This window comes from Pseudomonas sp. WMBT8, from assembly GCF_050916005.1.
In the GTDB taxonomy this organism is placed as follows: Bacteria; Pseudomonadota; Gammaproteobacteria; order Pseudomonadales; family Pseudomonadaceae; genus Aquipseudomonas.
Window position 1 is genome coordinate 5,679,836 of sequence record NZ_CP188096.1, and the last position, 18,690, is coordinate 5,698,525.

At 62.7% G+C, this 18,690-nt stretch carries 23 protein-coding genes; 6 read left to right on the top strand and 17 right to left on the bottom strand.

From position 1 onward, the window contains the following. Positions 1 to 124 precede the first annotated feature (124 nt). Both ACO77H_RS25930 and ACO77H_RS25935 read right to left on the bottom strand, forming a co-directional pair. Positions 125 to 703, bottom strand: coding sequence for a YceI family protein (locus ACO77H_RS25930; RefSeq protein WP_169953600.1), 579 nt, complete (start codon positions 701 to 703; stop codon positions 125 to 127). A 32-nt stretch (positions 704 to 735) separates the two neighbouring features. Beyond that, entirely contained in the window at positions 736 to 1,287 is a 552-nt protein-coding gene (locus ACO77H_RS25935) for a cytochrome b (RefSeq protein WP_169953598.1), read from the bottom strand. Positions 1,288 to 1,561: 274 nt separating this feature from the next. On the opposite strand from ACO77H_RS25935, the gene ACO77H_RS25940 reads away from it, so the two are divergent. Together ACO77H_RS25940 and ACO77H_RS25945 are read left to right on the top strand one after the other, a co-directional pair. Continuing rightward, entirely contained in the window at positions 1,562 to 2,968 is a 1,407-nt protein-coding gene (locus ACO77H_RS25940) for an adenosylmethionine--8-amino-7-oxononanoate transaminase (RefSeq protein WP_432754727.1), read from the top strand. Between the two features lie 166 nt (positions 2,969 to 3,134). After that, positions 3,135 to 3,854, top strand: a complete 720-nt coding sequence (locus ACO77H_RS25945; protein WP_170042165.1) for a 16S rRNA (uracil(1498)-N(3))-methyltransferase — start codon at positions 3,135 to 3,137, stop codon at positions 3,852 to 3,854. Positions 3,855 to 3,974: 120 nt separating this feature from the next. Here ACO77H_RS25945 and ACO77H_RS25950 read toward each other — a convergent pair whose 3' ends face one another. The 3 genes from ACO77H_RS25950 to ACO77H_RS25960 are packed head-to-tail and all read right to left on the bottom strand — an operon-like array spanning position 3,975 to position 6,506. Next, positions 3,975 to 4,877 (bottom strand): transporter substrate-binding domain-containing protein, encoded by a 903-nt coding sequence (locus ACO77H_RS25950; RefSeq protein ID WP_432754728.1) that lies wholly within the window; start codon positions 4,875 to 4,877, stop codon positions 3,975 to 3,977. A 24-nt stretch (positions 4,878 to 4,901) separates the two neighbouring features. Beyond that, complete coding sequence (locus ACO77H_RS25955) at positions 4,902 to 5,255, bottom strand: RidA family protein (protein WP_432754729.1); 354 nt, start codon at positions 5,253 to 5,255, stop codon at positions 4,902 to 4,904. Positions 5,256 to 5,264: 9 nt separating this feature from the next. Then, entirely contained in the window at positions 5,265 to 6,506 is a 1,242-nt protein-coding gene (locus ACO77H_RS25960; RefSeq protein WP_169953588.1) for a D-amino acid dehydrogenase, read from the bottom strand. A 106-nt stretch (positions 6,507 to 6,612) separates the two neighbouring features. Between ACO77H_RS25960 and ACO77H_RS25965 the strand changes: the two genes are divergently transcribed. Next, positions 6,613 to 7,515 (top strand): LysR family transcriptional regulator, encoded by a 903-nt coding sequence (locus tag ACO77H_RS25965; protein ID WP_169953586.1) that lies wholly within the window; start codon positions 6,613 to 6,615, stop codon positions 7,513 to 7,515. Between the two features lie 95 nt (positions 7,516 to 7,610). On the opposite strand, the gene trhA is transcribed toward ACO77H_RS25965, so the two are convergent. Further along, complete coding sequence (gene trhA / locus ACO77H_RS25970) at positions 7,611 to 8,228, bottom strand: PAQR family membrane homeostasis protein TrhA (RefSeq protein WP_432754730.1); 618 nt, start codon at positions 8,226 to 8,228, stop codon at positions 7,611 to 7,613. 132 nt (positions 8,229 to 8,360) lie between these two features. Between trhA and ACO77H_RS25975 the strand changes: the two genes are divergently transcribed. Beyond that, positions 8,361 to 9,275, top strand: a complete 915-nt coding sequence (locus ACO77H_RS25975) for a LysR family transcriptional regulator (RefSeq protein ID WP_169953584.1) — start codon at positions 8,361 to 8,363, stop codon at positions 9,273 to 9,275. Between the two features lie 102 nt (positions 9,276 to 9,377). Here ACO77H_RS25975 and madM read toward each other — a convergent pair whose 3' ends face one another. From madM to ACO77H_RS26030, 11 genes are all read right to left on the bottom strand, one after another. Next, positions 9,378 to 10,142, bottom strand: a complete 765-nt coding sequence (gene madM, locus ACO77H_RS25980; RefSeq protein ID WP_169953582.1) for a malonate transporter subunit MadM — start codon at positions 10,140 to 10,142, stop codon at positions 9,378 to 9,380. A 5-nt stretch (positions 10,143 to 10,147) separates the two neighbouring features. Beyond that, positions 10,148 to 10,540 (bottom strand): malonate transporter subunit MadL, encoded by a 393-nt coding sequence (gene madL / locus ACO77H_RS25985; protein WP_169953580.1) that lies wholly within the window; start codon positions 10,538 to 10,540, stop codon positions 10,148 to 10,150. Positions 10,541 to 10,606: 66 nt separating this feature from the next. Beyond that, entirely contained in the window at positions 10,607 to 11,512 is a 906-nt protein-coding gene (mdcH, locus tag ACO77H_RS25990; RefSeq protein WP_169953578.1) for a malonate decarboxylase subunit epsilon, read from the bottom strand. Further along, positions 11,509 to 12,105 carry a malonate decarboxylase holo-ACP synthase gene (locus ACO77H_RS25995; protein ID WP_170057591.1) on the bottom strand — a complete coding sequence of 199 codons (597 nt, stop codon included), beginning with the start codon at positions 12,103 to 12,105 and terminating at the stop codon, positions 11,509 to 11,511. Before ACO77H_RS25995 ends, mdcH begins: the two co-directional genes overlap by 4 nt. Further along, complete coding sequence (gene mdcE, locus ACO77H_RS26000) at positions 12,099 to 12,878, bottom strand: biotin-independent malonate decarboxylase subunit gamma (protein ID WP_432754731.1); 780 nt, start codon at positions 12,876 to 12,878, stop codon at positions 12,099 to 12,101. The genes ACO77H_RS25995 and mdcE overlap by 7 nt, the downstream gene beginning before the upstream one ends. After that, positions 12,875 to 13,717, bottom strand: a complete 843-nt coding sequence (locus tag ACO77H_RS26005) for a biotin-independent malonate decarboxylase subunit beta (protein ID WP_432754732.1) — start codon at positions 13,715 to 13,717, stop codon at positions 12,875 to 12,877. The genes mdcE and ACO77H_RS26005 overlap by 4 nt, the downstream gene beginning before the upstream one ends. Then, positions 13,710 to 14,009 (bottom strand): malonate decarboxylase subunit delta, encoded by a 300-nt coding sequence (locus ACO77H_RS26010; RefSeq protein WP_057960874.1) that lies wholly within the window; start codon positions 14,007 to 14,009, stop codon positions 13,710 to 13,712. The genes ACO77H_RS26005 and ACO77H_RS26010 overlap by 8 nt, the downstream gene beginning before the upstream one ends. Then, positions 14,009 to 14,866, bottom strand: a complete 858-nt coding sequence (locus ACO77H_RS26015) for a triphosphoribosyl-dephospho-CoA synthase (protein ID WP_432754733.1) — start codon at positions 14,864 to 14,866, stop codon at positions 14,009 to 14,011. Before ACO77H_RS26015 ends, ACO77H_RS26010 begins: the two co-directional genes overlap by 1 nt. Next, positions 14,867 to 16,537, bottom strand: coding sequence for a malonate decarboxylase subunit alpha (mdcA, locus tag ACO77H_RS26020; protein WP_115129199.1), 1,671 nt, complete (start codon positions 16,535 to 16,537; stop codon positions 14,867 to 14,869). A 99-nt stretch (positions 16,538 to 16,636) separates the two neighbouring features. After that, on the bottom strand, positions 16,637 to 17,359 hold the full coding sequence (locus ACO77H_RS26025) for a hypothetical protein (RefSeq protein ID WP_432754734.1): 723 nt from the start codon (positions 17,357 to 17,359) through the stop codon (positions 16,637 to 16,639). Between the two features lie 121 nt (positions 17,360 to 17,480). Continuing rightward, positions 17,481 to 17,732, bottom strand: a complete 252-nt coding sequence (locus tag ACO77H_RS26030; protein WP_432754735.1) for a DUF6124 family protein — start codon at positions 17,730 to 17,732, stop codon at positions 17,481 to 17,483. A 395-nt stretch (positions 17,733 to 18,127) separates the two neighbouring features. Between ACO77H_RS26030 and ACO77H_RS26035 the strand changes: the two genes are divergently transcribed. Both ACO77H_RS26035 and ACO77H_RS26040 read left to right on the top strand, forming a co-directional pair. Further along, the gene (locus ACO77H_RS26035; RefSeq protein ID WP_169953841.1) at positions 18,128 to 18,388 is read left to right on the top strand and encodes a type II toxin-antitoxin system RelE/ParE family toxin; all 261 of its coding nucleotides are present in this window, start codon (positions 18,128 to 18,130) and stop codon (positions 18,386 to 18,388) included. A 14-nt stretch (positions 18,389 to 18,402) separates the two neighbouring features. Next, on the top strand, positions 18,403 to 18,690 hold the full coding sequence (locus tag ACO77H_RS26040) for a HigA family addiction module antitoxin (protein WP_172313644.1): 288 nt from the start codon (positions 18,403 to 18,405) through the stop codon (positions 18,688 to 18,690).

Sequence of the window (18,690 nt, forward strand, 5' to 3'; positions counted from 1 at the left end):
TTTCAGCCTGCATCGCAGGTGGCTGACCTGCCGCTATCGCAGGCAAGCCAGCTCCTACATTGACCGTATTCCAGGCTGAAAAAAACCGGATCTCACGATCCGGTTTTTTATGCAGCCTGCGAATTTACTTCGCTTTGACACCTTCCAGCGAGATGTCCAGGTCCACGGTCTGGGAAGTCGGGCCTGGGCCTTTGATGCCGAAGTCATTCAGGTTCAGCGTAGTCTTGGCGTTGAAGCCAGCACGTTCGCCGCCCCACGGATCCTTGCCTTCACCGTTGAACGTGGCCTTGAAGGTCACAGGCTTGGTCACACCGTGGAAGGTCAGGTCGCCGGTCACGTCAGCAGTTTTTTCGCCGGTTGGTTTAACTGCGGTCGAAACGAACTTGGCATCGGCGAACTTGCCAACGTCCAGGAAGTCCTTGCTGGCGATGTGCTTGTCACGTTCAGCGTGGTTGGACCACAGGCTGGCGGTTTTCACGTCGACGGCGATTTTGCTCGCTTCAGGCTTGGCGGCATCCCAACTGAACGTACCATCCCAGTCCTTGAAGGTACCGTGGATGTAGCTGTAGCCCAGGTGGCTGATTTTCCAATCGATGAAGGCATGCTGGCCTTCCTTGTCGATCTTGTAATCAGCAGCCATCACCTGACCAGCAGACAGCAGAGCAGAACCAATTGCCAGAGCGGCGAGAGTCTTTTTCAACATGCTTTCTATTCCTTGTGAGTCGAGGTTGAACATCAGGCTTTGCGCCCCAGCATACGAACCAGGGTCGCGTCACGATCAATGAAGTGGTGCTTCAACGCGGCCACGCCATGCAGGCCGGCAAACACCACCAGTACCCAGGCCAGGTACAAATGCACCAGCCCGGCTACGTCTGCCTGGTCCGGTAGACCGGAAACCACGGCAGGAATTTCAAACAGGCCAAACACCGGGATCCCGACACCGTCTGCGGTGGAAATCAGGTAGCCGGCAATCATCACGGCAAACAGCCCGAGATACAGGAACGCGTGGCCAAACGCCGCGCCGATCCGGGTCATGCGGCTATAGCTGGCCAGTGGCGGCGGTGGTGGGCTGAGCAGGCGCCAGACAATGCGCACCAACATCACCGCAAACAACGTAATACCAATGCTTTTGTGCAAGTCCGGTGCATCTTTGCGCCATAGGCTGTAGTAGTCGAGGCCGACCATCCACAGGCCCAGCGCGAACAGGCCAAACACCACCAGGGCCACACTCCAGTGGATAACAATGCTGACCCAGCCGTAGCGGGCCGATGTGTTTCGTAGTTGCATTCCCCAAATCCTGTAAGAGCCGTGTCCAAGACTAGCGTGTTACCTATCGATATAAAGCCGAAAATTTCGCTTTGAAATATCGATTTATCCGATGTTGAGCCTATGAACAGTAAATTAACTAGGGATTAAGGACTATTGAGCACAAACGTGACAGACCGTCCTGCATTTACTGCCAATTCACCGTTCATGGGTTGTGACACAGCCCACCATTGCATAGGCTTGCGCGATTGTTTTGCCTGCGCGGGTCACGGCAGCGCTTCGAGGAGACTAAAAGATGGGCTTGAACAACCAGTGGATGCAACGCGATCTGGCGGTGCTGTGGCATCCCTGCACCCAGATGAAAGACCACCAGCAACTGCCGCTGGTGCCGATCAAGCGCGGTGAAGGCGTATGGCTGGAAGACTTCGAAGGCAAGCGCTACCTCGATGCCGTCAGCTCGTGGTGGGTCAACGTGTTCGGCCACGCCAACCCGCGTATCAACCAGCGCATCAAGGATCAGGTGGACCAACTGGAGCACGTGATCCTCGCCGGCTTCAGCCACCAGCCGGTGATCGAGCTGTCCGAGCGTCTGGTCAAGATCACCCCCGAAGGCCTGACCCGCTGCTTCTACGCCGACAATGGCTCGTCGTGCATCGAAGTCGCGCTGAAGATGAGCTTTCACTATTGGCTCAACCGCGGCCAGCCGAACAAAAAGCGCTTTGTCACCCTGACCAACAGCTACCACGGCGAAACCATCGCCGCGATGTCGGTCGGTGATGTGCCGCTGTTCACCGAGACCTACAAGGCGCTGCTGCTGGACACCATCAAGGTGCCCAGCCCGGACTGCTACCTGCGCCCCGCAGGCATGAGTTGGGAAGAACACTCGCGCAATATGTTCCAGGCCATGGAACAGACCCTGGCGGACAACCACGACAGCGTCGCCGCCGTGATCGTCGAACCACTGATCCAGGGCGCCGGTGGCATGCGCATGTACCACCCGGTATACCTCAAGCTGCTGCGCGAAGCCTGCGACCGTTATGGCGTGCACCTGATCCACGACGAAATCGCCGTGGGTTTCGGCCGCACCGGCAGCATGTTTGCCTGCGAGCAGGCGGGCATCCGCCCGGATTTCCTGTGCCTGTCCAAGGCCCTGACCGGCGGCTACCTGCCCCTGGCCGCCGTGGTCACCACCGAAGATGTGTACAGCGCCTTCTACGACGACTATCCGACCCTGCGCGCCTTCCTGCACTCCCACAGCTACACCGGCAACCCGCTGGCCTGTGCGGCAGCCCTGGCGACCCTGGATATCTTCGAAGAAGACAACGTCATCGAGAACAACAAGGCCCTGGCCCAGCGCATGGCCACCGCCACCGCGCACCTGGTAGACCACCCCCATGTCTCGGAAGTGCGCCAGACTGGCATGGTGCTGGCCATCGAGATGGTGCAGGACAAGGCTACCAAGACCGCCTACCCCTGGCAGGAACGGCGCGGCCTGAAAGTGTTCGAGCATGCCCTGGAACGCGGCGCGCTGCTGCGCCCGCTAGGCAGCGTGGTGTATTTCCTGCCGCCGTATGTGATTACCCCGGAGCAGATCGACTTCCTCGCCGAAGTGGCCACCGAGGGCATTGATATCGCCACCAATAGCAAAGTCAGCGTGGCCGTGCCCAAGGACTTCCACCCAGGCTTTCGCGACCCCGGCTAACCCTCAGCCCCCTGTAGGAGCTGGCTTGCCGGCGAAAAACGTGAGAGCGCCGCGTTCATCCAGGCCCCCTCGTTATCGTTGACCTCCATCGCCGGCAAGCCGGCTCCTACAGTACGCCGTCGCTCCCGCTGCATAGCAACACACACATTATTTGCAGAGAACAGAAATGAGACTGTCGCGTTTTTTCACCGATACCCCGCTAAGCCTTGGCGACCACGAATTGCCCGAAGCCCAGGCGCACTACATCAGCCGTGTGCTGCGCATGAACGAAGGCGATGCCGTGCAACTGTTCGACGGCTCTGGCCAGGAATTTCGCGGCAGCCTGCTGGAAGTCGGGAAAAAACGCGTGACGGTGCAACTGACCGAAGCCTTCGCCGGCCAGGTCGAGTCGCCACTGCACATTCATCTGGGCCAGGGCCTGTCCCGTGGCGAGCGCATGGACTGGGCCATCCAGAAAGCCACCGAGCTTGGGGTCAATGCCATCACGCCGATCTTCAGCGAGCGCTGCGAAGTGCGCCTCAAGGACGAACGTGCCGACAAACGCCTGCTGCACTGGCGCCAGGTCGCAATCAGCGCCTGTGAGCAATGCGGCCGCTCTACGGTGCCGGTGATTCACCCACCGCTGTTGCTGGCCGATTGGTTGAAACAGGCCGAGGCGGATTTGAAGCTGGTGCTGCACCCGGTGGCCGAGCCGCTGGTGAGCCATGCCAAGCCATCGAGCCTGGCGTTTTTGATCGGGCCGGAGGGTGGCTTGACCGATGGTGAAGTCCAGACCGCGCAAGGCGCTGGCTTCCACGCCGCACGGCTGGGGCCGCGGGTGTTGCGCACCGAGACGGCGCCCGTAGTTGCGCTGGCCGTCGCACAACAGCTATGGGGCGACTTCTAACCCCACGTTGCAAACCCAATCAAACTGTAGGAGCTGGCTTGCCTGCGATGGCGGCATCAAGGCCTGCGCAAGACTTGCGGGCCTCATCGCCGGCAAGCCGGCGCCTACAGGCTGGGTGTTTTATTCCACCGGATCACTCACCGGCTTGGCAATGATCGCCTTCAGCTCGCTGGTCATGGGGAACTCCAGGTTCAAGCCCTTCGGCGGGATCGGCTGTTCAAACCAGCGCTGGTAGATCCCGTTGATTTCCCCCGAGCTGTACAGCTCGCCCAACGTTTCGTTGACCACCGCCAGAAACTGCGGGTCGTCCTTGCGCACCATGCAGCTGTAGATTTCCCGCGACTGCTCCTCGCCCACCACCACCCACTTGTGCGGGTCCTTGGCCTTGGCACGCTCGCCGTAGAGCAACGCATCGTCCATGTAGAACGCCACGGCCCGGCCCGATTGCAACATCTGGAACGCCTCGCCGTGATCCTTGGCGCTGATCACCGACATATCCAGCTTGTGCTCGTGGTTGTAGCTCTTGAGGAACCGCTCGTTGGTGGTGCCGGCAGTGGTCACCACGTTCTTGCCGCGCAGGTCGGCGAAGCGCTGGATACCGCTGTCGTTGGCAGTGAGCAACTGGCCCTTGACGTAGATAAAGCCATAGGAAAACGCCACCTGCTTCTGCCGCTCGGCCGTCACCCCGGTGGAGCCGCACTCCAGGTCGACGGTGCCGTTGATCACCAACGGAATACGGGTCTGGGAGGTGACCAGGTTGTACTTCACGTTGAGCTGGCGCACGCCGATCTTCTGTTGGATGCGCTCGACAATCTTGCTCGCCAGGTCCACCGAGTAACCCATGGGTTTGCCGGTGTGGTCGCCGACATAGGAAAACGGCACCGACGCATCGCGATAGCCCAGGGTGATGCTCTGGGCATTCGCGACCTTGGCCAGGGTGCCCACCAGCGGCGCTTCATTGGCCTGGGCCTGGGCCGCCAGTAACAGCCCGAGGGCCGTGCCGATCAACGTGATTTTTTGCATTGTTATTCTCCGTTGGTTTTCTTGTTATGGGCGGCGTACAGCGATGACGCTGATTTCCACCAGCACACTGGGGCGTGCCAGTTCCGCCTGCAGGGTGGTACGGGTCGGTGCCTGGCCGGGCGTGAGCCAGGCGCACCAGACATCATTCATCGGCGCAAAATCCTCCTGAATGTTTTTCAAGTAGATAGTCGCGTTGAGCAGATGATCCTTGTCGCTGCCGGCTTCAGCCAGCAGCGCATCAATCTTGGCCAGCACCTCGTGGGTCTGGGTACTGACGTCCTGGCCGTCGCCCGGCACCTGGCCGGAGAGGAAGACCAGGTCCTGGAAAGTCACGGCGCCCGACAGGCGACTATTGCTGTTGATCCGGGTGATGGTCATTGCGCTGTCCTATGCGGCGCGGGGCGCGAGGCCCTGCATATCAATGGAAGGAGTGTGCTGGCCGATCAGTTCGGCCAACACCTGGCCGCTGCCGCAGGCCAGGGTGAAACCCAGGGCGCCGTGGCCGAGGTTGAGCCACAGGTTGCGGTACACGCTGGCGCCAATCAGCGGCACGCCGCTGGGGGTGGCCGGGCGCATGCCGGCCCATTCGATGGCCTGGCTGTAATCGCCGGCCAAAGGGAACGTCTCACTGGCCTGGCGCTTGATCAGGGCCAGGCGCTTGGGCTCAAGGCCCTTATCGAAGCCGACGATGTCGACCATCGCAGCCACCCGCAGTTGCTCACCGATCCGTGCGTAGACGATCTTGCGGTCATAGTCGGTGATGCTGATGTTCGGCGCGGCGTGCTGTGCGCCAATCGGCACACTCAGGCTATAGCCCTTGAGCGGGTACAGCGGCAATGCGATGCCCGGCAAGGCCAACTCGGGGCTGCGTACTCCCGCCGCCAGCACCAGGTGCTGCACCGGCATCACCTCGTCACCCAACTCAATCGCCTGTACGGTGCCGTTGGCATGGCGGATGCCCGTGACCTTGCGCCCCAGCACAAACCGGCACCGGCCCGACGCTTGCAGGCGCGCCGCCAACTGCTGGCAGAAGCCATGACAGTCCGCCACTTCTTCATTGGGCGTGTAGATACCTCCGACAAAATCCCTGGCCCCCAGGGTCGGCTCCAGCCGCGTGCAATCGGCCGCCGACAGCACTTGCTGTTGCAGGCAATCGAGCACCTTGTTGCGAGCGTGCTCGAAGGTGTGATGGCTGCGAAATGTCACCAGCTTGCCGTTCCGTTTCCAGTCGAAGCCGTCCAGCCCGTCTTCTTCGCGCCATTGCTGCAAGGTGCCCTGGCTCAGGGTGGCCAGGCGCAGCAAGTGCCCGGCGTTGCGCTTGTTGACCGATGCCCGGCAGGCGCCAAGGAAGGAGGCCATCCAACGCCATTGCGCCGGGTCCAGGCGCGGGCGCAGCTTCAATGGCGAATCACCACGCAGCAGCCAGCCAATGGCTTGCAACGGCACGCCTTTGTCCGCCAGCGGCGCAACGTAGCGATAGGACAACTGGCCGCCATTGGCAAAGCTGGTCTCGCTGCCCAGGCTGTCGCGCGCCTCGACCACCGTCACGTCCATGCCGGCGCGCACCAGGGCATAGGCGCTCGCCAGACCGATGACCCCACCGCCAATGATGCAAACCTGCTCAGCCATAACGATTCCCAAGCGTTGTAATGAGCGTCCAAGGGTAGGGGCAGGTGACAGGCGCCGGACAATGAATAAAGATGGGCCACCTATAAACAAAGGTTATGGACTCGTCATGCGCTTGCGTCATATCGAAATCTTCCAGGCCATCCGCCAGACCGGCTCGGTCAGTGCCGCCGCGCAGTTGCTGCATGTCTCGCAACCGGCGGTGACCAAGGTGCTGCAACATGCCGAGCTGCAACTGGGCTTCCCGCTGTTCCTGCGCATACGCGGCAAGCTGCAGCCCACCCCGGAAGCCCTGGCCCTGGAGCGCGAAGTCGATAAGGTCAGCGAAAGCCTGCAAGGCGTGCGGCGCCTGGCGCAGAACCTGCGGCGCGCGCCCGGCCAAAGCTTGCGCATTGGCGCCACGCCGGCCCTGGCCTTGTCACTGCTGCCGCCGGCGATTGGCGAGTGGACCCAACGCTACCCGGACATCGCCTGCGAACTGTCCAGCGCCCACAGCCGCGAGCTGGTGCAAAACCTGTTGATGCGCGAGATGGATGTGGCGCTGACCCTCAAGTCCCCGGACCATCCGGGGCTCAAGGCCCAGGCATTGGCCCACGGCGTATTGGTGGCCCTGGCGCCACGGGGTTTCTGGCCGGCGGCGGAACTGGGCAAACCCCTGCCCTTGATGGCCCTGGCGGGCACGCCGTTGATTGGCCTGTCGAGTGCCGACCCGCTGTCGGCGCGGCTCGACAGCTATCTGGAAGCGGTCGAACCACCGCCGCGCGTGCGGATCTCGGTGCAGACCTACTCCCTGGCCCGGGCCATGGTGGAGTCCGGCGCCGGCCTGGCGGTGATCGACCCTTTCACCGCGCTGGGCGCCTCCACCGACAGCACCTGCATCCGCCCCCTGGCCCCGCCGCTGCCCATCACCCTATATGCCCTGACCCGCGCCGACGAGCCACCGCCGCATATGTTGGCGAGCCTGCTGGAGATCTTTGGCAGCCGTGCCCAGGAGCAGCTAGACCGCCTCTAAACCTGTAGGAGCCGGCTTGCCGGCGATGAGGCCATCAAGTCTTGTGCCAACCTTGCTGACTCCATCGCCGGCAAGCCGGCTCCTACCGAGGTGCGTCAGAGCACGTAGCGCATGATCGCCACAAAATGCAGCAGGCTGCCGCCAATCACAAACAGATGCCAGATCCCGTGGGAGTGCCTTAAACGGTGTTCCAGGGCAAAGAAGATAATCCCCACCGTGTACAACACCCCACCCGACGCCAGCCAGATAAACCCGTCCATGCCCAGCGCGGCAATCAACGGCTTGACCGCCACCAACACAATCCAGCCCATCACCGCATAAATCACAATCGACAAAATGCGCGCCTCGGAACGCGGCTTGATCTCCTGCAAGATCCCGATCACCGCCAGCCCCCAGACAATCCCGAACAGCGTCCAGCCCCACGGCCCGTTCAGGGTCACCAGGCAAAACGGGGTGTAGCTGCCGGCAATCAGCAGATAGATCGAAAAGTGGTCGACCTTCTGCATGATTTCTTTTTTGCGCCCGCGCACGCTGTGATACACCGTCGAGGCGCTATACAGCACCAGCAGCGTAAAACCGTAGATCGCCACGCTGACGATCTTCCACGGGCTGCCGTCCATGCTCGCCACCACCAGCATCCACACCGCGCCGATAAAGGCTGCCACGGCGCCGAGCAAATGGCTCCAGGCGTTGAATCGTTCTCCGTGATACATGTGTTGCCAACCTCCAAAACTGCTGCATCTACCCCATAAGGCTCAGGCCTGACAGGCGAGAGTGCAAGACCGTTATGACGGTTGCGGCGCTTTAAGGGCACAATCGAACGCATTCGAATAAGAGTCATCGCCATGCTGATCGACGAAGAATTTACCCTCAAGAAACTGGAAATCTTCCTGGCCTTCATGCGCACCGGCAACCTGGCCCGTGCCGCCGCCGAGTTGCAGACCAGCAATGTCAGCGTGCACCGGGCCATCCACTCCCTGGAAAACGCCCTGCGCTGCCCGCTGTTCAAGCACGAAGGGCGCAACCTCACCCCCCTGGAAAGCGCCTACGTCCTCGAAGAACGCGCGCAGAAGCTGGTACAGGATGTGGTCGACAGCGTGCGCCTGACCCGCGAAGCCGCCGGTTTCTCCGCCGAGCGTTTCAAGCTCGGCGCTCTGTATTCGCTGACGGTCAAGACCGTGCCGCAACTGATCATGGGCCTGAAAATCAGGCGTAGCGAGCTCAATATCGACCTGATCCTGGGCTCCAACGTCGACCTGATGTACAAGCTCAAGAACATGGAAGTCGACGCGATCCTGATCTCCCTCGACGACCAGGCCGTCGAGCCGGACTGCGCGCAGATCCAGCTGTTTTGCGACGATATCTTCCTCGCCACCCCCGCCGACTCGCCCCTGGATCGCGAACAGGAAATCGACCTGGCCCAGGTGCGCGATGCCACCTTCATCACCCTGACCCAAGGCTTCGCCACCCACCAGGACGGCGCACGGGTGTTCAAGCAGGCAGGCTTCGAGCCGAAGGTGGCGATGCAGGTCAACGATATCTTTACCCTGCTGAGCATGGTCAGCTCGGGCGTTGGCTATGCGCTGCTGCCGGGAAGGATCGCGGCGGTGTATGAGAACCGGGTCAAGCTGATCCCGCTGCAACCACGCTACCGGTTGCAGCAGCACATTGGCGTGGTGTTCTTGAAGGCCAAGGAGCGCGATCCGAACTTGCTGGCGTTGTTGGCGGAGTGTCGGATGTATGCCAATCGGCAACGTTGAACACTGCCCCTGTAGGAGCCGACTTGCCGGCGATGAGGCCATTCGCCTTGCGACACATCCAAGGCAGCCATCGCCGGCAAGCCGGATCCTACAAAGGGTCGATCAGCCCACCAACCCCCGCATGATCAAAAACAACAACGAAGGCCCCAACAAACACCCCAGCGCCGTATAAAACGCCGCCGTCAGGCAGCCATAAGGCACCAGCTTCGGATCAGTCGCCGCCAACCCACCGGCCACGCCGCTGGAGGTGCCCATCAGCCCGCCGAAGATCACCGCACTGCGCGGGCTGTTCAGGCCAATCAGCGGGGCGACGAACGGGGTCATCACCATCACCAGAATGGCCTTGATCAACCCCGCCGCGATGGACAGCGCCATCACCTCGGAACTGGCGCCAATCGCCGCCCCGGTCACCGGCCCGACGATGTAGGTCACGGCCCCGGCGCCGATGGTGGTCAGGCTCACCGCATCGGTATAACCAAACGCCATGGCCACTCCGACGCCTGCGATAAACGACGAGCCAACGCCGACAAACAACGCCAGCACCCCCACATATCCAGCACGCTTGAGCTCATCGACGCTCACCCCAAACGCGGTGGCCACGATGGCAAAGTCCCGCAGCATCGCCCCGCCCAGCAGGCCGATACCCGACAACAACGGGATATCCACCACGCCCTTGGCCCCGCCGGTAAACGCACCACCCACATAGGACAGCACCAGCCCCAGCAGGATCGCGATGGCCGAACCATGCAGGCGGCCTTTGGTGAAGGTGTCGCTGATCCAGTAGGACACCCACATGGTCAGGCCGATCACCGCAAAACCGCTGATCAGGCCGTAGCCGGTGATGACTTTCATCAAGGATTCGTACATGGCGCTCACCCTGCCGACTTGGGAGTGACAACCGCTTCCGGCTCACGCTTGCCGATGCGCACCAGCACCGGCACCAGGGCAAATGCCACAACCACCGCGCTGGTGCCGGCGAGGATCGCCATCGGGCCGCCACTGATCGCGCCATACACGTTTTGCTGGGCCGCCATGGCCACCACAATGGGAATGTACACCGCCGCCCAGAAGCTCACGCCCTGCTCGGATTTGCCGGTAAACAGGCCACGCTTGGCGAGGTAACTGCCCAGGCCGATCAGCAGCAACATCGCGATCCCCACCCCGCCGACGTTGGCCGGGATGCCCATCCATTTGCCCAATAGCTCGCCGACGAACAGGCCCGCCAGGGTACACAGGGCCAGAAACGCCACACCGTAAATAATCATGCTGGTAGTCCTCTTGATGCTTGATCGAAATTGTTGTTTTTGTGCTTCGAAAGCCAAGCTCACGCTTTATCGGTGGTGGCGGCCCTCCTGTTCCAGCAAGGCCTGCAAGGTGTCCAGGCGCGCACCTTCGAAGGCAATCACGGTGCCTTGCTCAAACACCCGCCGCGCAAGGCCGGTGAGGACTGTGCCCGGAGGCAGCTCGATGTGCAGGCGCACGCCGCGCTCATAGGCGCTTTGCACGGTGCCGCGCCAATCGACGAGGCGGCACATGTTGAACGCCAGGTCGTCGCGCAACTGCGCAGGATCGCGGATCGGCCGCGCCCGGCTGCTGCTCAGGTAAGTGATGGCCGGCGCCTTGAGCGCGACCTTGGCAAACGCTTCAGCGAGGGCCTGGGCCGGTTGCTCCAGCAGGGCGCAATGGGACGGCACGCTGACGGCCAGGCGCTTGGCCACGCCCTGGCCTTTGACGCGGTTGGCCACCCGTTGCATGGCGGCATCGCTGCCGGCGATCACGCACTGGTTATCGGCATTGATATTGGCCAGGTACACCGGGGTTTGCGCGCTGTGGACCTCGGCGAGCACGCTTTCGACGGTGGATAACTCCAGGCCGATCAGCGCTGTCATGCCGTAGCCCTGTGGATAAGCGTGCTGCATCAGTTCACCGCGCAGGCTGACCAGCCGCAGCGCATCGGCAAACGCCAGGGCCCCGGCGATCACTGCCGCCGGATAAGCGCCGATGGACAGGCCCGCCACATAGTCCGGTGTGTGTTGCAACTCACGGGCATGGGCCACGCCGGCGATCAGCAGGCACAGTTGCACGGCGCGGGTGCTGGCCAGGGCCTGCGCCGAATCGAGCTGGCGCACCTCTTGTCCCAAGGTATCGCTGGCTTCATCGAGGACGTTGGCAGGCAATTGCTGGAGCATGCCCGGGCGTTGGGCACCCTGCCCCGGAAACACCAGGAGGCTGCTCATGCCACGGCCTGCCAAGGGTCGATCACCAGATGCGCACCGCTGGCGTTTTTCAGCAGCACCCGCAGCGATGGGCCGGCCCATTCGCGCAAGGCCACCGCGCCATAAGGGGTTTGCAATTGCAGGTCCACGGCACACGGTGCGGTGTCCAGAATCGCCAGCAGCGCCTCGGCATCACCGCGATCAAGCCGCTCGGGCGCGCGCAGCAGCAAATCCAGATCGCTCTGGGCATGCAGTGCCTCAATGCCCGTGGCCAACTCGAAACCCGCGCTGCCCGTCACACCCCACACCTCTTGCGCCAGTACCGGCCGCAGTTGGTCGAGGGCACGCAACGCCGGTAAATCCCGCGGCGAGATCACCCCGCACAGGGCCTCGGGTGTCACTCGCCGTTGCACAGCCGCCACGGGCATCACGGCTGCAAAGCGCTGCTCACGCAAACGTCCACGCACACCCACCGCCACATAGCCCGGTTCGGCCAGCGCCCGGCGCACCACCACCGGCTGCCCCGCCCCGATCACCGCCAGTACCCAGGCCGGTGCGTCAGCGGGCACGTGCGCCGGGGCCATGCCCCAGAGCAAGTCGTGGGCGTTCACCATTGCTCCCGCAACAGCTGGCGTACATGGCTGGACGCGGCACGGTTGACGGCGCCCAGGCGCCCGCGTAAATCGCGCACGCCGCTGTTCTGCACATCCTTGATCGCCTGCACCAGGCAATCCCTGACCCGCGCCAGGTCGTCGGCGGTCGGTTGTTCGATCTGGCTGACCGTGAGGGTTTCCCAGAGCAAGCCAAGGCTGGCATAGCTGTCGATGTCATAGGCCATGGGCGGCACGCTGGCGGCCAGGGCCTCAAGCTCTTCGACGCTGCGCAAGGTGACCCGCGCCGCCGAGGCCTTGCCCATGGCGTGGACCATCACCCCAGGGTCGCGCAGGGCAATCAGGCGGTTGGCCTGGTAGCCATGGGCGAGAAACGCCCCGGACATGGCCTTGCCCACCAGCAACCCGATCACCGGGTGCCCGGCCAAACGGGCGCGGGCATAACTGTCCGCCGCCGCCGCCAGGGCCTGATGAATGCCCAGGGCTTCTTCGCGACGGCCGTAGGCCTGGCTCGGCACGTCGACAATGGCCACAATCGCGCGTTGATCGCCGCGGGCGATGGCTTCATCCACCGCCTTGGCCAGGCCCCAGCCTTCCAGCAACCCAACCTCACCTTGGCGGGCGCGGGGGAAGCGGTTGGCAGCATCGGGCACCACCGCGATAAACCGCACGGCCTGCTCGCCGAGCACGCCATCAGCAACTTTCAACGAAGCCGGCAAACCCGCCACCGGCGCCGCATCCGCGCGCAATGCGTTGAACCAGTGCAAGCCTCTCATGAGCGTTCTCCCTGATACAGGTCACGAACCGTGGCCGGCTCGATCTGCGGTTCGGCGTCCAGCGCAGCCAGGCGCGCCAGGTAATAGTCGGCCTGGCGGCTGCGTTGCGAGGCCGGCAAACCTTGCTGCAACAGTTCGCTGATCTGCTGGCGGATCTGCGCCACATCGTCCGCCACATAACGGTCGGCCAGGCCGCTGTTGAAGCGCTGCTCGCCGCCGGTCAGGCTCCAGATGAAGGGCCGGTCACGGGAGTCGTATTCTTCAAGGCCGGCTTCCTGTTCGATCACTTGCGGGCCGTTCAAGCCCAGGCGCGCTTCACGGGTCACCACCAGGTAGCTGCACAGGCCCGCGGCAATGGACATGCCGCCAAAACAGCCAACGCTGCCGGCCACTACGCCGATCACCGGTTGGTACTGGCGCAGGTCGACAATCGCCGCGTGGATATCGGCAATCGCCGCCAGCCCGAGGTTGGCCTCCTGCAGGCGCACGCCGCCGGTTTCCAGCAACAGCACCGCACGCGTCGGGATGCCGTTGCGGTTGTCCTCGGCGGCCAGCTCCAGGGCACCGGCGATTTTCGCGCCGCCCACTTCACCGAGGCTGCCGCCCTGGAAGTTGCCTTCGATGGCGGCGATCACCAGCGGCACGCCATCGAGGGTGCCCTTGGCGATCACCACCCCGTCGTCAGCCTGCGGCACCACGCCCTGGCGGCTCAACCACGGCGACATCACGCGCTGGAACGGGTCGATCAATTCACGGTAGCTGCCGGCATCGAGCAAGGCCTTGGCCCGCTGGCGGGCGCCGAGTTCGACGAAGCTGTGCCGGTTGAGTAAATCAGTCATGGCCAAGCTCCTCGAAACCTTGCTCCAGGCGCAAACGCACCACGCCGGGGGTGGCGCCAAAATCGTGGATCTGAATGTTCAGCGCCGGTGGGGTCTGCTCCTGGAAAATCCGCTGGAACAGGTGCTGCCAACGCTGCTCGGCGCCGTTGACCGAGGTTTGCACCTGGATGCTCAAGGTGCCCGCCGTGCCCGGTTCCAGCAGCACTTCAAGGTCGCCGGAACCGACGCAGCCCACCAGCGCGCGGCCTTTGGGCGGCTGCCCGGCGGGGAATTCAAAGGATAGGGTTTCCATCAAAACGCTCCGTCGCAAGACTCGATGCGGTCGATAAACAGGCAGGCGGCCAACAGGTCGGCGGCGCCACCGGGGGAGGCATTCAGGGCCAGCAGTTGCTGGTCCAGCTCATTGAGGCGACGCCGCCCGGCCAGGCTCGCGCTGCCGCCCGCATCCAGCACGGCCTGGGCGCCCCGTTGCATCGCCTGCAAGCCATCGGTGCCGGCGCGGTAGAGCACGCAGGTGTCGGCCAGTTGGGTCATGATCGCCAGCAGCGCATCGAGGCGCGCGTTCTGCTCGCCGTGTTGTTGCAAACGGCTTGCGTGCAGTTGCGGCAGGCCCCGTTGCAGCACTGCGGGGAAGCCCAGTTGCGCTTCTTCGCGGGCGCCACGTACGCCATAGCGCTGCGCGACTTGCGCGCCATGGCTCAGCGGTTGCGGTGCATAACGGTCATGGAGCAGGGCCAGGCGCGCAGCCCTTAAAGTCAGCGCATTGGCCGTGCGCGAGGTAGGTGCCAGCGCGGCGGCGGCCACCAGCAGGCCAAGGGCCCAGATCGCGCCACGGTGGGTATTCACGCCCTGGGTGGTGGCGAGCATCGCCTGTTCGCCTTCGCGGCCGATCCGGCCGAGGGCTTCGCGCAGCGGCAGGCCGATCTCGCCCAGGGCAATCGCCGCTTCGGCCATTTCCTTGAAGGCCGGCCACAAGGACAGCGCCGACGCGTGCATCAGGCCCAGGTGCAAATCGTGATGGGCGCCATTGCCACGCCGATCCACCAGCGCCGGCTTGGGCGACAGGTCCGCTTCGTCGATCAGTGCATCGACCGCCAGGTCCGCCAGTTGCTCGGCCAGGGTCAGTGTGTGCAGTTTGAGTGCGTGCATTTACCAGCTCCTGAACTTGGCGGGCGGGTTGTACAGGCCACCGGACCAGTCCACCAGGTCGGCCACGCTTTTGGCCGCCAGCAGTTCGCGGGTGGCGTCGGTGCGGCGGATGCCGAGGTCTTCGGGCAAGGCGATCAGGCCTTCGCGGCGCATGCGCGCGGTGTCCTTGGGGTTGTGGCGCAGGCCGATGGCGGTCACCCCGGCGACCGCCGCGATCATCGCCTGGCGCTCTTCCAGGGAGCGCGCCTTGTACAGGTAGGCGATGCCTTCTTCGGTGAGCAAGTGGGTCACGTCGTCGCCGTAGATCATGATCGGCGCCAGGGGCATGCCGCTTTTGCGCGCCACTTCCACCGCGTCGAGGGTGTCGACGAAGGTCGGTTTGCCGCCCTCCTGGAAGGTCTCGACCATCTGCACCACCAGCTTTTTGCCGCGCTCCAGCAAGGCTTCGGGGGCATCGTCGTGGCGCATATCGAGCCAGGCCGGGGTGCCGTGGCGGCGCCCGCGTGGGTCGTGGCCCATGTTCGGCGCGCCGCCAAACCCGGCGAGCCGGCCTCGGGTCACAGTGGACGAATGGCCGTCACCATCCACCTGCAAAGTGGCGCCGATAAACAGGTCCACCGCGTATTGCCCCGCCAGTTGGCAGAACATCCGGTTGGAGCGCAACGAGCCGTCGCGGCCGGTGAAGAACACATCCGGGCGCGCGGCGATGTAGTTTTCCATGCCCAGTTCGGTGCCGAAGCAATGCACGCTTTCAACCCAGCCGCTTTCGATGGCGGGGATCAACGTGGGGTGCGGGTTGAGGGTCCAGTTGCGGCAGATCTTGCCTTTAAGGCCCAGGGACTCACCGTAGGTCGGCAGGATCAGTTCAATGGCGGCGGTATTGAAACCAATGCCATGGTTCAGCGACTGCACGTTGTGTTTTTCGTAGATGCCACGGATCGCCATCATCGCCATCAGCACATGCACCGGCTTGATATGCCGGGGGTCGCGGGTGAATAGCGGTTCGATATAGAAGGGCTTGTCGGCCACCACCACGAAATCCACCCAACTGGCCGGGATGTCCACGCGGGGCAAGTCGCTGACGTCGTCCACCAATTGGTTGACCTGCACGATGACGATGCCATCGCTGAACGCCGCCGGCTCGATCAGCGCCGGGGTGTCTTCGGTGCTGGGGCCGGTGTAGATATTGCCGGCGCGGTCGGCCATGAAGCCTGCGGACAGCACCACGTTGGGGATCAGGTCTACGACCAGTCGCGCATAGAGTTCGATGTAGGTGTGGATCGCGCCGACTTCCAGCAGGCCGTCTTCAAGCAGCTGGCTGATGCGCAGGGATTGGGTGCCGGCAAACGAGAAATCGAGCTTGCGGGCGATGCCCTTTTCAAACAGGTCCAGGTGCTCGGAGCGCCCGACGCTGGGCATGATCATGTGCAAATCGTGGAGCACGGCCGGGTCGGCCTTGGCCAGGGAGCGCGAGAGAAAGTCGGCCTGCTTCTGGTTATTGCCTTCCAGCACCACGCGGTCGCCGGGCAGGATCAGGGCTTGCAGGGCCTCGACGATCCTGTCGCTGGGCAGCACGGCCCCGTCGGCAAACGCCTGGACCAGCCCGAGCCGCCGCTGCTTCTCGTCGCGGCGCCGCGTCCAGCGCGAGTCGGGGGTTATTGTTGTTGTCATGATCGCTCCACGGGTTCGCTGTCGTGGGGCTCACCATAGGAGTGAATCGGGGGGGTATCAATCAAGCTCGACGGCGGATTGTTACGGTTGGAGTAATGGTCAGGAGCGCCGCCATTCCATGCGCTGGCGCCACACCGTCCAGCCCAAGCCAATGCCCGCCACGCCATGAAACCCCAGCACCGCCGCCAGGCTCCAGCTCACCAGCCCCCAAATCGCCTGCACGTACACGGGCAGCAGAAACAGCAGCAGCCCAAACAACACGGCCACGCCCCATTGCTCCCACTTCATCAACCGACGCAGATAGGAGACGATCGCACAGCCTGAAGCCGCGCCCAGGAAAGCCAGCAACAGGCCGGTGACTTGATGCCCCGACACCACGGGCCAATCCAGGCGCCACAAGGGCAGGCAGAAAACAGTCAGCACCAGTGAACACATCAGGATAAACACGAACAGGTATTCAAAGACCGCCAGGCCCCAGCCACGAATGCTGGTGCGGGTCTGTTCAATCTCGGCCTTGCTCGGCCTTTTCGAAATGGCCACCCCAAGCAAGCACGAGCCCAAACCGCCGAGGCTCATGACCACCAGGTTGATCACAACACCCTTGATTTCTTTGCCTGTGGCGTTGAGCACGAGGGTTTCCAGGTACCCCAAGATAAACACCGCGCCCACCACCGAAATCCCGAAGCCAGCGAGCTTGCCGCGCCGTGTCGGAAAACTCATCGTCGCGCTGGCAGTGAACACCAACACCAGGAACCACAACAGCAAAGCACCGGTAAACGGGGTGAGGTTGTACAGCCAGGCAAATACGTCAAATAGCCACATTGTGTTGTTGCTTCCACCGAAAGACTCCTTGGGTTATCGGCGGGTTTACGTGGGGCTTTACCCGAGCAGGCATCAGTCCCAAAAAGGGAACGAACGGTCCCTTTCTGGGACTGATCAAGTTTTACGCAACGACCGCAGGCGATATTTGCTCCAGCGCACGCTCGACCAGCAGTTGGCCCAGTTCGGTCATTTGTTGGATGGCCAGGAGCACGCCGCGCTGGGCGCCGTTCAGCTCAAAGGCCAGGCCGCAGGTCAGGGCGTTGAGGGACGCGAGGGTTTCACTGGCGTTGACCAGCAGGGTTTCGGTGTTCTGGTGTGGGTTGACGGTGAAGATACTGGATGAGGTAGGTCGGTTGGGGGTGGGTTTGATCATGGTGAACATCTCCGATATGTGAAGGAGACTGACACCGCTTGCTTGCACGCAAATCGGGTGGCAGCTGTGCGCAGGTGTGCAAGACCGGGCATATCGGACCCCGGCAGACCCGAAGGTCTCCCACGCACAGCCGCCATAACAAACACAGCAGGCATAAAAAACGCCCGTTGAAAGGCTATGGGCGTTGGTGCGCCGATATGTAACCGGACTTGCACGTCCGTGTCACCGTTTTTTGCGATGACCGACCAAGCCTAGGCGCGCAGGCGGCGAGCGACAAGTTCATGGGCGGCGCGAAAATGTGCGGGAAAAATCTGAAGGCATCATGCCGCATGATCATTCCTACAGATTTTTAGGGTTGTTGCTCGGATGGCACCTCTCTAGCCTTTGGAATTTGAATCATCTCACCAGCAGAACATTATGAAACAGGATCAACCAAAGGCATCAACGCGGGTCACGCGAAACGCTTGCGTCGTGTGCTGCTGATTCTGGATAGCGCAGGACACCCGGGCGAATTGAATCTCCCAGGATGGCGTTTTCATCGACTCAAAGGCGATCTGCTCGACTACTGCTCCGTCAGCATTAGCGGTAACTGGCGCATCATTTTTCGTATGCTTGATGATCACGTCGAACTGGTTGATTACCTTGACTACCATTGAACAGGGGCACGTACATGGGTATGCACAACCCGCCACATCCCGGCGAAATCCTGCTTGAGGATGTGATGCCCAGCTTGGGCATCACCATTACCGACATGGCCCGGCGGCTCGGCTTTGCCAGGGAAACATTCTCCAGGATCCTGCATGGTCACGCGCCAGTCAGCCCAGACCTTGCCGTGAGGTTGGAGCGGGCAGGCATCAGCAAAGCGCGGTTATGGTTGTCGATGCAAAGTACCTACGATCTTTGGCAAGCAGAGCACCGTGAACAACCGGTCATTGAGCGTTTTGCGCAGATTAAGTAA